This is a genomic window from Paenibacillus nicotianae (genome assembly GCF_042681745.1).
Lineage (GTDB): Bacteria > Bacillota > Bacilli > Paenibacillales > Paenibacillaceae > Saccharibacillus > Saccharibacillus nicotianae.
The window spans coordinates 163,343-177,298 of the sequence record NZ_JBHUGF010000011.1; the positions used below are offsets into that span (position 1 = coordinate 163,343).

The window sequence follows — 13,956 nt, forward strand, 5'->3', positions numbered from 1 at the left end:
CTTAACTCAGGATCGCCAGCTTTCATCTTTATCATATAACAGAGAATATTATAGATTACGGCTTGCTGCTCTTGGTGTATGGTTATCGCGAGACATTTGGTTAAGGAATAATAATAACTCTGAATTGAACTTCTCTTGCTCGTCAAACATCATCGCATGACCGCTATGTTCAAATTCAACCAGACGTGAACCGGCAATACTTTGTTGTGTTAATTCAGCTAATTGAGGATCACAGATTTTATCTTTTTGACCCTGGAAAATCACTGTCGGTACGTTGATATGTTGCAAATCTCCACGCAAGTCTTCATCACGTAGTGATTCTGCTGCTTTGATAGTACCATGATTGGATGCTTGGAAGCATAATGATTCTAACCATACCATCATTGGTGCTTTGGATTTGGTATGCGTGAATTTCAGTCCGAATTGAGAAAGCATTTTAGGACGATCTTCATACGTAGGAATAATTAATTGTTCATTAAGGTCTTCCTTCGTGATGTTATATTCAAAATCAGGACGTTGCGTAAAGACTGGAGTTGCAGAACCCATCAATGCTAGATGAGAGATGCCTTTACCTTGATGACGTGCCATATAACGAGAAGCCACTGCTCCACCCATTGAGAAGCCGATCAAAGCTGCATTTTCGATATGAAGCTCATCGATAACCGCTTTCAGATCATCTGCCATACGGTCAAATGAATAGCTTTCCCAAGGTGCATCTGATTTACCGAATCCGCGGAAGTCGATCCCGATACAACGGTATCCTTCTTTAGGTAGGATAGAGTATTGGTATTCAAACATTAGATGATTTGCTGGCCATCCATGTAAGAAAATAACCGGAATCCCTTCACCAATATCTTCTACATAAATCTTTACATTGTCTTCTACTTGTACATAACGTCCCATTCTTGTCGCCTCCTGATGTTTGTTATTTTAGTGTATCGTTATGCTATTTTGATAAATGATACAACCCTGTATATTCGTATCATGATTATCGATGTGGTTGATTGATACTATATTAAACATATTTACTAAAGAAAAAACCTTAGATTAAAAAATTAACTTAATTACATGAAATAGGGTTTCGGTATACTATCATCAGTATTGAATTATGTAGATGAGCAAAAAAACGAAATAAATAGCTCAAGCTCCACCGTAAATGGGATGTTACAATTCTTTTGGGGTATATCACTATTACATACGTAAAAGAAATCGGTTTGGATCAGTCATTAGGGGGCAGAAAGATGAAGTTACAGGGTAGAAGAACAAGTTCCAACGTAGAAGATCGCAGAGGTAAAGGTGGCAAAACGATTATTGGTGGTGGGATTGGCGGTATTATCATTATTTTGATTGTGACGTTATTAGGAGGAAATCCAAGTGAATTATTGAATGGTACAACGTCTACTACGACACAATCGTCTGCACCTTATCAAGCCACCGCAGAAGAACAAGAATTAGCTAATATGGTATCTGTCGTCTTAGCCAGTACCGAAGATGTATGGACAGCACAATTTAAAAAGCAAGGATTAACGTACAAAAATCCTACACTGGTGCTCTACAATGATAGTGTAAGCTCAGCTTGTGGTACAGCTAGTTCTGCGGTAGGCCCTTTTTATTGTCCAGGTGATCAGAAGTTATATATTGATCTTAGTTTTTATGATGAGCTTCAACAGAAGTTCAAAGCGCCGGGCGATTTTGCGATGGCTTATGTGATTGCACATGAAGTGGGTCATCATGTACAAACATTGCTTGGAACGATGGATAAGATTCAATCTGCCCGTCAAAATATGAGCGAAACACAGTATAACAAAATGCAGGTCAAATTAGAATTGCAAGCTGATTATTTAGCAGGCGTCTGGGCACATGATGCACAAGGAACCAATCTGTTAGAAGAAGGCGATCTACAAGAAGCCTTAACAGCAGCAAGTGCTGTTGGTGATGATACATTGCAAAAGCAAGGACAAGGTTATGTAGTGCCGGATAGCTTTACACATGGTACATCAGAACAGCGTCAACGTTGGTTTTATAAAGGATTTGAATCTGGAACGATTGCCGGCGGAGATACATTTAACGCTAGCAGTCTGTAGAATATAACAAAGCCCGATACCGTTTCTCTTTTTAGTATAAGAGAAGATGTCGTATCGGGCTTATTTTGATTTATCTAGCATGTCGTTTGCTTTGTAATCCTCTAGCATAATTGTATAGTTGATTAAAAGGAATACGATACTCTTTCACACGTCCTTGAGGTGTTAATAAAGTGGAAGTGTGCTCTGCAAGTTTGGAGCATAATCTTGTTAATTGGGAGTCGGCGGCTATCCAGAAACGTACTTCTTTGACCCCTTTTCTAGATTGATCGATATGCTGAACCAGATGTTGTAACCCTTGAGCAAATAGTCTAGTTTTGCGATATGCAGGGCTCAAAATAACAGATTGAATCTGAATCACTTCGGTATTGTAATAAGCATATTCTTCTGTGCCATACACATAACTCCAAGCCCCAATCACTTCGTTATGTTGATCCAGACTAATAAAACATTCTTCTTCTAAAAGGATAGGCGCAGAAGTAAAGCCAAGTGTTAATAAAAAAGTATTAGGTGTATGAAGTGGAACATAATTTTCCAAAACAAATGTCATATGTTGTTCCTGATCCACCGCATTTGAGCAGGCTTGAATACGATAATTCATCATTAACAACTCCTTTTTGTCGAACGGTACAAAGATATCAACTCTCTTTTTGGTATTTGTTATCCACGAGAAAAAAGACCTCGATAACGTCTGCCGAATCGAGGTCTACACAAGTATAATGGGAGGAAACCGTTCGGATAAGTAAGATCACAGAAAAACTCGAATGATAACAGAAGATTTTATATTTGATGTCATTTTTTCTCCCATGATCTGGGTTGTTTTTATTGTAGCAAACCCGTCGGTATGCATCTATTAACTAAAGTTAACTTGAATACATTTTTATAACAAATCCAATTATTTTTTTGATAAAATACATCTATTTGGCAACGTAGTTATAGACCGGAAAGCAATTCTAATTCCTGTGATTTAAGTAACGCTTGAACACGAGAAGTAACGCCAAGTTTATTATAGATGCGATTGATATAGACTTTGATTGTTCCTATGGTAAGCCCTAATTGATCGGCAATTTGTTGATTAGAATGACCTTGATGAATCAATTTGAGCACATCTAATTCTTTCGGTGTTAACGCTTCGATCAGATGATTGTCTGCGAAAGAAAGAGGCGTTTTGCCTTCGACTTCCAGTATAGTTAGTAGGCTAGTCATATATTTGAGCATTGCAGGCTGGTTAATAATATGCTTTTTACGGCTTAATTTTTGTAGCAAAATATAGATAACTGCTCCTTCGTCTACAAATGTTCGTACATAATCAAATGACATTACCAATTCTATCGCCTGTTGAAGCAATAAAACAGCCGTATCGATTTGTCCTTTGCGATACGTGCAAATCGATTGAAGAACAATAACAGAACATTCAATATTAGTCGAATGTTCATTTTCAGCCAAAAAACGAATCGAAGATAAAATTTCTAACGCTGTGTTGTATTCTTTATTAGCGATCAATACACGAGCTAAGATAATGAATGACAAAGACTGATCTAAAGAAACACGTTGCTTGCTCGTGATAGAGATCGAATCGAGTACATGGATAGATTGTTCGATATTGCCTTCTAGAAGATCGATCCATGCTATAAAAGCGTAGAGATGTTTGCGCCAGTTATGATACTGAGGATCTTCGAGCAGTTGCAATGTATTTTCAAGAATAGTACGTGCTGTAATATACTGTTTTTCTTTCAATTTTAATTTGACGGTCATTAAGCGAAAAGGAACAAGCAGTCCGGGAACGATACGATAATTATCGTTTTTAGATATTTTTTGAATCCAATAGCTACAGGTATTCAGATCATTACGTTCATAAGATCCTTCAACAACAGCTTGCATAATGTATTGTACTAATAAGGAATTTTCTCCATGCTGTTGATGCAAAATACGGATCATTTCTGCACTAACATGAGCTGTCTTCTGACTCAAAAGTCCTTTCAAGCCAAAAGCGGTATTTCTGACAAACGGTTCATTTTTATTATAATTAAAGTGAAAAAAGACAGAGTTTTGAGGAATTTGTTGCTGAATAGAGTGCATAAAAGCAAACCATTCATCAAAGTCTCTAGATGCGAACAAAATATTTGTTTTGACCAAAAATAAAATGCCTAAATAATTAGAATATTTTTCAGATGAAGATAATGCTTGAATACGTTGCTCGCATCGTTTTAATAAGGCAATCGATTCTTCAAAACGATCGACGATCCCGAGAACAAAAGCATGGATAAGACAAAGTGCTATTGTAAATTCATAATCATCAGGGAATAGCTGGAACCAGTGCAGTAGGGTATCAAGCTCCCCTTTACTTAGCCATTCTTCTACATGGTTATCGATTAACTGCGCGGCTTGTTCGTAATTGCAAGCGATCAAAGAATGATCTATCGCTTCTTCGATCCATTGCCGCTCGATATAGATTTGGCTTGCTTTCTGATGTCCGCTGATCCATCGGGTATATGAAGATTGACGCAATACATTTTGGACAAATTCTGCAAATAAATGATGATATCGATACCATTCGCCTTCTTCATCCAGTGGAATCAGAAACAGCGTTAGCTGTTGTAGACGATGCAATTTACACTGGCTATCTTGCAGACCGGTTAGCTGATTACATAACTCTGCATTCATACGCTTCAAAATAGACGTTTGCACTAAAAAGGATTGCAATTCTTCATCAAAACCGCTCCATACTTCATAAAATAAATAATCTGCTATATTGCGATGCTTACCATTAAAATCTAAAGAAAAGCGGTATTGTCCTTCATCTTGCTGAAAAGATATCAAAGCCAGTTGAATCCCTGCAATCCAGCCTTCTGTTTGTTGAACCAGCTTATGAATAATCTCAACAGGCAACGAATACCCTATCGTGTGCTGACATAATATAGCTACTTCTTCTTCCGAAAAAGCCATTTCACCGGCTGCAATAATATTTAGTTGTTGTCGAACTAACCATTTTCCGATATGTACAAATGGAAGTGTATGGCGCGACGAAATATAGAGATGAATATGCGGTGGTAAATAATCGATAAGATAACATATTCCTTTATGAATATCGGAACTTGTAATAAAGTGATAATCATCCAGTATCATAGCCAGTGGTGTCTGCACTTGGTATAATTCGTGAATAAACATATCGATAAAAGACGTAATACTATTCATAGAAGAGTTAGACAATAAAGGCAACAATCGTTCTTCTAGATCAGGAATCATATAGCAAGATAAAGAATAGATCATATAGCGCCAGAATCGGCGAGGATCATTGTCCCGTTCGTCTAGCGAAAGCCAAGCATACGGTTGCTTTTTTTCATAAAGCCATTGCCCCAGCAAAGTTGACTTGCCACTTCCTGCGGGTGCATAGATCATATTTATTCTGAAATTCATACCTTGTTCTACACGATGAATCCACTCTGGACGGTCAATCGTGTAGTTACGAATCATCGGTTTAGAAACTTTGGTTTTGAGAAGTATCGAACTTTCCATAGATTCCGTCCTGTCTCCTCGGCTATTTACAAACGTATTTTACAAATACGGCAATAAATACGCATCAAGGTTTATTTCATATATTGTAATATATAGATACATAGAAAACGATAGAATAGATAGAGTAAAAAAAGGAGAGAGTACTGTGAATTATATGCGACTAAAAGGAAGCTTAGATCGATCAAGTCTAGATAATCGACTAGCGTATAATCCTGAGATTATAGAATTTTATTTGAGTGCTGCCGATATGCAACAACCTGAATTGATTGTGGATCGCATACGTGAGTTGAAAGATAGAGGAGTTACAGTATATTTACACCATCCATCCCGATATCAAAATACATTTTTAGATATTATGAGTACAAATGTAGAGTTGCGCCGATTTTATCACGAATCAACCCGTCAATTGGTTCAAATTTGTAAAGCAGAAGGTGCAAAGTGTGTGTTGCATGCACATTATGTACGTAGTGAAAATACAGAAGTTTCACGTGAACGTACGATAGCATTGCGAGAAGAGATAGCGGCTATTTTAGAATACGGGCGTGAACAGATTGTCTGGGAAGATTCAACAGAAGGGCTATTTTGTTATTCTAATCCATACTTGATTGATGATCTTATTATTCCGTTAGCATTGCCTTTAAATGTTGATGTAAGTCATACGTTTATCGCTTTTCGAGGATATAACAATAAGTTACGCGATGTACTTGAACGTACAGCTCCATACGCGGTCTATTATCATCTGGTCGATAGTATGGGGCAAGTTCATGACTCTTTACCACTGGGTGAGGGCTTGATCGATTGGCAGATGGTGAAGCCTTTTGTAGAAGGCAAAGATTATATTTTTGAAATTAATTTAGTAGGCGATCACAGCGATTGTACACCGATGGTCGAAAGTGCAAAATATTTTGCATCTTTGTAAGTATAGTTGTTAAAATAAGTTGTTAATAGAATACAGAACAGCTATATAAAAAAAAGACCTTATCACTGGATAAGGTCTTTTTGCTGATTTTACGATTAAATAACTCTGCCTTTCAAAATACCGGTTGCTGCTCGTCTGCCTGAAATAGCCGCACCTTCCATTGTAGCGAGTAACGGTTGATCCGTATAATCGCCTGCAAGAAATAGTCCGTTGATTGGAGTAATCTGCTTCGGACGTTTGTGTTCATTGCCTTTTGCCAGACGATAAAAGTTTTCTTTACCCCGTATAATTCGATATTGTGTCATCGTATCTACATTAGGAAGATCAACATCATGAAGTGACTTTTTGGTGATTTCCCATACTTCTTCATCAGGTAGATCAATTAAGGTATCAGGATCGACTAGAATAATCGAAGCCCGTCCAGTGGAACGTTCAAATGTTGTTCGAGATTGTTCGCTAAAAGATCCCAATTGTGTACCCGGCCCAAACATCGTATGATCAGCATCGGCTAATTTCTCTGTTGCTTCAAATTGAGCCGTAATATAAGGCATCGATTCTAACGATAAGAAGTCCTGGAACCATTCATGATTATGGAAATGTTCAGATAATAACATTTGAGCACGACGGATATTTGTAGCAACAACTACCTGTTTGCCGTAGATTTGTGAGCTATCTTCTAACTGCACACCCACTACTTTTTCATTATCATACAATAAATGAGCTACTGTTTTACCTGTCAGCACTTGTCCGCCACGTTCTTCGATTGCTTTGGCAAGAGGGCCTGTCATCACATCAGTCATTCCGCCTTTAAAAGCACCGATACGTACTTTGGCTAGACGTGGCAAAGCTGGAGCAAATAAACCGAAAAACGCATATGCAGAATATTCTTCAATCGGTAAAAAGAAGATTCCTGATGATAATGGTTGAATCAATCGTTCTATCGCATCAGTAGATACTCCATGCTGTTCAGCGTATTCTTTGATCGAAGATTGATCGAGTTTATCTGGATTGCTAACATAATCTTTGAATCCGGCTGCAAAAAAAGGAATCAACGAAGCTTTGTCTATTGGAGAAATAAGATCGTTATTCCCAAGCGCACCTGCTATCGTTTTGAGAGGAGCTTTGAAAGGGTCTAAACCGAATGTACCCTGTGCTTCGGTATGACGAATATTGGTTGTTTCTTCCCAGTGCACCATATCGCTGATCGAAATGCCTGCATTTTTCAAAATTTCAGGCAGAACAGTGTAATAGCCTAGAAATTTATGAAATCCAGATTCGACTTCCATGCCGTCTTCGACCCAGTTCGCTGTTCGTCCACCGATATAAGGAGCCGCTTCAAGAACGATAACAGACTTGCCTTGCTCGGCTAATTCAAAAGCACAACAAAGACCAGCAAGACCTGATCCAATAATAATCGTAGGTTCTGCTGACGATTCATTTTGGGTATGTACCATAATTTAGTTCACCAACCTTTTCATCTTTTACTAAGGTATTAACCATTAATAGGTAGTATCAACTTTATTTGTATACATTCATGTTCAGTATGTAGATTATTTGGTATGATGTGAGATAAAAAAAGGAGCTGTACATACATGCAGGTTGTTCATCGTATTCCAGCGATTGAAGAGTACTTAACGTTGCGTAAAGTATCCGGGCTAAGCGAAATGAGTGTCGAAGGCGCAAGTAAAGGATTGCCGAATACCCTATTTGCTGTTGTATTGGAAGAAGAAGGACAAGCGATTGGCATGGGCCGAGTCGTAGGCGATGGCGGATTATTTTTTCATATTACGGATATCTGTGTACGTCCTGAATATCAAGGTAAAGGTTACGGTAAAGCAATTATGCGCGAGATCAAAACATACTTGGAAGAGAATATGTCTTCTCAATCCCATGCGGTATTATTTGCAGACCCACCGGCAGACCAATTGTATGCGCAATATGGATTTACCTATACAGCTCCTCATTCCTTAGGCATGTGGTGGAAAAAAGAATAGACGTTGCAAACATTGTTTGATGCAATAGACTCATATAGCATGGATGCTAGCAAAATCATATAGAGATAGCTATCTACATCATGGTAAAATGAGAGTATTCGTAGTTTTTGAGTGCGAATTATGATAGGATAAACACCTATATACAATGAGGAAGTGACCATATTGATTACTATAACAATCCCGACAGCGGATGTTACGATTACCAAACAAATTAACCCTGAGCTTAGCCATATTTACGGATTTACCGATTTTCATCTGATTTCGCGTGAAACAGGCGGTATCTTTATGTTCTATAACGAACAAGATGAATTACTATTTGTCGGTAAAGCACGTAAGCTTAGACCTCGTATCAAAAAGCATTTCGAAGATACTGTATCACCGATCAAAGATCATCGTGATGAAGTGACGAAGATTGAAGTCTGCTTGATCGACAACGCTATGGATCGTGAGATTTACGAGACGTACATTATCAATACACTACATGCGAAATACAATGTAGAAAAAGTATTTTACAAGTAATCGCCGAAATCAGATAAACAAAAAAGCATGAATAAGACCATAAAAGTCTAAATTACATGCTTTTTTATTTTATTTAAAGTTTCAAATAAAAAAAGAGCATAATTTACGTTTGCTTTTTTTGCTAAAAGAAATCAGAGATTTCTTTATTTAGCAAGCAACGTAATATTAGCTCTAAAACTCAAATTTAATGTTTCTACTTTAAGTATACTAGAAATCAGTATGTTAGTCAAACATTTTTTCTATTTCACCTAAAAAAGAAAATCTATTAGGTGGCATAGTTGTAGTTCCTTTAAAATTCATTAATTTTAAAAGTTCTAAATGACTCCCATTATTATTTGTATTAGAAATTATAAATTTCAAGCTATTTTTGTAACTGTTATAATCTACTCTTTTATAATCATTAATTTCTGTTAAAGTTTTTTGTTTTCCTATATCGTGTATCCAACTATAAGAGATTGCATTTATAATTGTTTCCACATAATATTTTAAACGAACATAAGTATTGTCTAAAATCTTAGAATCATTTATTCCACTATGTGTAAGCATATTTCTTAATCTATACATTTGTTTAATATCATTATTAAGGACAACTTCAAGTTGTGCTAATGATTTTTGAGAATCGCTTACTGAATTGAAATTTTGTAGAGTCTGTTGATTGATAAATTCATTAGTAGCGAATTTAAAGTTAATGGTATTCCACCATGTATTTTTAAATTTTTTATAAAATATAAAAATACAGAATTTATCAGCAATTGTTAGATTTTCTTCATTTATACCATTAGATATTAAATTATTATCTATATGTTCTATTAGAAATAGTGAAGAGTATTGACTATCTTCACTATGCAAAGCAACTAATCTTCTAAAAAATGTCTTACTAATTTTTCTGAAATAAAATAATCCCATATAAGGAATAAAGTTTTTAACTACTGAGTCTAATTTATTATCATTGACTGAATGAACCATCATAAATTCCATAATACTCCATAATGTCATAAAAGCAGTTCTTTTATCAGTAGATTGATTAAGAATTTGCATCCATTCGTTTAATCTTAGCATTTCGCTATAAATATAATCATTTACGTTTGTAAAATTAGTATTTTTCCAAAGATTTTCAAAATGCTTTATCTTGACAGTTGTATTAGCTCTTTTGGAATTAGTTTGATACAATTTGTTTTCTTTTTTTATCAAAAAATTAAATTGAGTTTTAGAAATTTCTTTATACATCACTATTTTATCAGAAAGATCATTTAAGACTCTATCTACGTATAAACCATCTAGTTTAATTAATTCAAAATAAAACCACTTTTTAGAAGCTGCTTTTCTGTTTTTTCTACTTTTAATTTTATTTTCAAGCTCGTATTGTGTAATTATTTTTTCAATAAAACTGTGTATATTAGACTCCGTACTAATATCAGTTTCAACCATTATAGAGCATTTTGTTGAATTATGCTTGTGAAGGTGAGGCCTTACTAAACCTTTTAAGTGCGAAAAAATTTTAGTAGAAACTATCTCACAACTTAAAAAATCTTGTCTAAACCAGTTATTACATATGGCATACAATTCTGAAATGGTATTTCCTTGTTGTTCTAAATATTCAATTATTAGAGATATAAGCTCGTCTATTAGAGAATATTCTTCTTGTTTTACAGAAGTATTTCTTTTTAATACATGTTGTAAAGTTCTTATAAAACCCAAATAACAGTTTTGATCTGATAGATTATTGTATAGTTGAGGGATATATGTTGTATTTTTAAGTTCTTTTATTAAAGTCATTGAAATGAAAAGGCTCTTAACTTCTTTAATAGGAATTTCAGCTTTAGTTTTATACAATATACTAGAGTCTATTATTTGAGTGATTGAATTTTTTATATATTCTGCGGATAATTCGCGTATCCCTGTTGGCATGGAAACAAACTGTCTAGATAGTTCTAAAAGACCACATATCGGAAAGCTATTGAATTCAATTTCTCCGTTAGATTTTAACATTTGAAGAAATCGTTCTATAAAATATTTTGTTCTTTGAGTTTGATTATCATTATACATAGTAGCTCCTATTATTTTTATAAGTGATCAACGTTTTTTCGGCGTATATTCCAGATCGCGGAATAAGCGATTGAGTTCATCGGTGGTAAGATCACGCCATTTGCCTGTTGGTAAATTGCCAAGACGAATATTCATAATGCGAGTACGACGTAGCGCACGTACTTCATAACCAAGTGCAGAGCACATACGACGAATCTGACGATTCAATCCTTGAGTCAAAATAATTTTGAATACATATTTCGATTGTTGAACGACCTGACAAGGCAGTGTAACCGTATCTAGAATTTCTACACCGGACGCCATTTGTTTGAGAAAAGAAGGCGTAATCGGTTGATCGACAGTGACGATATATTCTTTTTCATGCTTGTTTTCAGCACGCAAAATCTCGTTGACGATATCGCCATCATTGGTCAGCATAATCAATCCGTCTGAATCTTTATCCAATCGTCCGACATGGAAAATACGCAAGGGATGATTAACAAAATCTACGATATTGCCCCGAATATGACGTTCGGTTGTACTGGTAATGCCTACCGGCTTGTTAAGCACAATATACACATTTTCTTGTTCGACTTTGATCGGTTTGCCTTTGACCCGTACATCATCGCCTTCTTCGACCTGACTGCCTAGCTCGGCAACGACACCATTGATCGTGACAATGCCTTCATTGATCCATTTATCGGCACCCCTGCGGGATGTAATTCCAGATTCACTAATATATTTATTAATTCGCACGTCTAAGCACACCTTTAACTCTAATTTTTGAGTCAGCTATTCCGTTATGACTCAAGTCTATCTCTACGATACCCTTTTTTGCTGTATTTTAAAAGTAATGTTCGTCGGTTCTGTATTTGATTATGACTTTGTATGCAAAATATGTTGAAGTGCTTGTTCCAAGCGTCCGTATTTGAACATAAATCCTTCTTTGATCAGACGATTAGGGATCACCCAACGGCTTTTAAGCACTAATTCCGGTTCTGTCCGAATCACTCTAGCTCCGAGATTAAGCATCCACGTAGACGCAGGCAGACCACCTTTACGATGCATCACTTTGCGCATGGTTGCCATCAGTTCTCGATTGGTGACCGGATTCGGAGACGTGCAGTTGAACACGCCTTCAAGGGATTCCCACTCTTGAATAAATAAAATAATCTGGAATAAATCTTCGACATGAATCCAGCTAAACATCTGCTTACCTGATCCTTGATGACCCCCTAATCCAAAGCGAACCAGATTTTTGAAAGGGGTCATCACACCGCCACCCGGTCCTAATACAATAGCGATACGTAGTGCAGCTTGACGGGTATGGGGAAGGCTAAAAGAGAAAAAAGCGTCTTCCCATGCTTTGGCAACGTCTACCGAAAAACCACTACCAATCTCGCCTTTCGTCTCGGTCATCGGGCGATCTTCGGCATGACGATAAATTGTAGCTGTACTGGAATTGATCCAAAGCGCAGGCGGATGTTCACAAGCAAGGATAGCGTTTCCAAGAATCTGTGTGGTTTCGATTCGAGAGTTCATGATTTCACGTTTATTTTGTTCGTTATAACGACAATTGACCGATTTACCTGCTAGATTAATGACCATTTCTGCTCCATCCAGAGCTTGAACAATTGCTTGGTGATCATCCCATGCGATATGTGGAGATTGTCTGGAAATGATCTTCACTTCAATACCCAATGCTGTCAATCTTTTTTCCACATACTGCCCGATAAATCCTGTGCCACCTGCCAGTACTACTTTACGTGTCATCAAGATCAACTCAATTCTATTTAGATATTTAAATCTATTCACTATTCCTTAGTTATACGTATATTTTACACTATTTTATAACCATATAACTGTAAAAAAAGGAAAGATTACTGCGATAATAGCAGTTGACAGTCTGTTCAATCGTGTGTACAGTAAGATGCAAATGAATCGAATGACCACTAGGGGAGCCTTTGTGTAGGCTGAGACGGGAAAATCCCGGACCCTTGGAACCTGATCTAGTTCATACTAGCGTAGGAAAGTGGAGACTGTGCAAGGGTACCTGTACATATACGTACACCTATTCTGCCGCTCCATAACGGAGCGGCTTTTTTGCATCTATTTGTCCATATATTCCAGTAGTGGTCCTTCTTTATTAACCAAGCGTCAGCGTCGCTATCGATGCTTCTATTCTAAGGAGGATACAGTTATGAGTTTTTCACAGGAAATTAGACAGGCCGCAGACCCGATTTTTGAAGCGATTTTTAATCATCCATTTGTACAGGGGATTGCCAAAGGTGATCTGCGTAGTGAGCAGTTGATCCATTATGTAAAGCAAGATTTCGAGTATCTGAATTCTTTTATGCGTATCTATGGAACCGCTATTGCGAAATGTCCAACACGCGAAGATATGGCGATGTTTAACGAGCAGATTTCATTTGTGCTTCATAGCGAAATTCATCCTCATAATAACTTTTGCGAAGTAGCAGGGGTGAAGTATGAAGATTTACAAGGATATGCACTGTCTCCTTCGTCTCATCATTATATTCGGCATATGTTAACCGTTGCTCATGAAGGTGATCTGGGTGATATTTTGGCGGTATTGTTGCCTTGTCCGTGGACGTATTGGGAAATTGGTGTGAAATTATTGGAAAAAGTGAAGCCGGATGCATCCCATCCTTTTTATGATTGGATCAGCTTCTATGGTAATCGTACCGATACAATCACTCATCAATTCTGTGCTCGGTTGGATGAATGGGCAGAGCAGACTACACCTGCACATCGGGCGCGTATGAAAGAGCATTTTCTTCTGAGTTGTCAGTTTGAATATATGTTCTGGGATATGGCGTACACACTGGAAGATTGGCCTGTACCGATGGAGGTTGCGCGCGTATGAGTTCCCCATCGATCT

Annotated in this window: 12 protein-coding genes and 1 riboswitch; of the genes, 5 read left to right on the forward strand and 7 right to left on the reverse strand. The window is 36.9% G+C overall.

Annotated features, from left to right (window positions below; all coding sequences use genetic code 11):
* Positions 1-48: 48 nt before the first annotated feature.
* Complete coding sequence (locus ACFSGI_RS19480; RefSeq protein WP_204825872.1) at positions 49-903, reverse strand: alpha/beta fold hydrolase; 855 nt, start codon at positions 901-903, stop codon at positions 49-51.
* 338 nt (positions 904-1,241) lie between these two features.
* Between ACFSGI_RS19480 and ypfJ the strand changes: the two genes are divergently transcribed.
* Entirely contained in the window at positions 1,242-2,084 is an 843-nt protein-coding gene (gene ypfJ / locus ACFSGI_RS19485) for a KPN_02809 family neutral zinc metallopeptidase (RefSeq protein ID WP_204825873.1), read from the forward strand.
* Positions 2,085-2,154: 70 nt separating this feature from the next.
* Here ypfJ and ACFSGI_RS19490 read toward each other — a convergent pair whose 3' ends face one another.
* Both ACFSGI_RS19490 and ACFSGI_RS19495 read right to left on the reverse strand, forming a co-directional pair.
* Entirely contained in the window at positions 2,155-2,682 is a 528-nt protein-coding gene (locus ACFSGI_RS19490; protein ID WP_204825874.1) for a hypothetical protein, read from the reverse strand.
* 332 nt (positions 2,683-3,014) lie between these two features.
* On the reverse strand, positions 3,015-5,597 hold the full coding sequence (locus tag ACFSGI_RS19495; protein ID WP_204825875.1) for a winged helix-turn-helix domain-containing protein: 2,583 nt from the start codon (positions 5,595-5,597) through the stop codon (positions 3,015-3,017).
* Between the two features lie 154 nt (positions 5,598-5,751).
* Between ACFSGI_RS19495 and ACFSGI_RS19500 the strand changes: the two genes are divergently transcribed.
* Complete coding sequence (locus tag ACFSGI_RS19500; protein WP_379284429.1) at positions 5,752-6,516, forward strand: sugar phosphate isomerase/epimerase family protein; 765 nt, start codon at positions 5,752-5,754, stop codon at positions 6,514-6,516.
* 95 nt (positions 6,517-6,611) lie between these two features.
* Here the strand turns inward: ACFSGI_RS19500 and ACFSGI_RS19505 are convergent, their stop codons facing one another.
* Positions 6,612-7,970, reverse strand: coding sequence for a hydroxysqualene dehydroxylase (locus ACFSGI_RS19505; RefSeq protein WP_204825877.1), 1,359 nt, complete (start codon positions 7,968-7,970; stop codon positions 6,612-6,614).
* Between the two features lie 138 nt (positions 7,971-8,108).
* On the opposite strand from ACFSGI_RS19505, the gene ACFSGI_RS19510 reads away from it, so the two are divergent.
* Together ACFSGI_RS19510 and ACFSGI_RS19515 are read left to right on the forward strand one after the other, a co-directional pair.
* Positions 8,109-8,510 (forward strand): GNAT family N-acetyltransferase, encoded by a 402-nt coding sequence (locus ACFSGI_RS19510; RefSeq protein ID WP_204825878.1) that lies wholly within the window; start codon positions 8,109-8,111, stop codon positions 8,508-8,510.
* Positions 8,511-8,672: 162 nt separating this feature from the next.
* On the forward strand, positions 8,673-9,029 hold the full coding sequence (locus tag ACFSGI_RS19515) for a nucleotide excision repair endonuclease (RefSeq protein WP_204825879.1): 357 nt from the start codon (positions 8,673-8,675) through the stop codon (positions 9,027-9,029).
* Between the two features lie 222 nt (positions 9,030-9,251).
* On the opposite strand, the gene ACFSGI_RS19520 is transcribed toward ACFSGI_RS19515, so the two are convergent.
* The 3 genes from ACFSGI_RS19520 to ACFSGI_RS19530 form a co-directional block, all read right to left on the reverse strand.
* A complete protein-coding gene (locus ACFSGI_RS19520) occupies positions 9,252-11,075 on the reverse strand; it encodes a hypothetical protein (protein WP_204825880.1) in 1,824 nt (607 codons plus the stop codon).
* Between the two features lie 27 nt (positions 11,076-11,102).
* Entirely contained in the window at positions 11,103-11,810 is a 708-nt protein-coding gene (gene rluF / locus ACFSGI_RS19525) for a 23S rRNA pseudouridine(2604) synthase RluF (RefSeq protein ID WP_204825881.1), read from the reverse strand.
* Positions 11,811-11,930: 120 nt separating this feature from the next.
* Positions 11,931-12,827, reverse strand: coding sequence for a TIGR01777 family oxidoreductase (locus tag ACFSGI_RS19530; RefSeq protein WP_204825882.1), 897 nt, complete (start codon positions 12,825-12,827; stop codon positions 11,931-11,933).
* Between the two features lie 171 nt (positions 12,828-12,998).
* Positions 12,999-13,102, forward strand: a riboswitch (TPP riboswitch).
* Between the two features lie 152 nt (positions 13,103-13,254).
* On the opposite strand from ACFSGI_RS19530, the gene tenA reads away from it, so the two are divergent.
* Entirely contained in the window at positions 13,255-13,941 is a 687-nt protein-coding gene (gene tenA, locus ACFSGI_RS19535) for a thiaminase II (protein WP_204825883.1), read from the forward strand.
* The last annotated feature ends 15 nt before the right edge of the window (positions 13,942-13,956 follow it).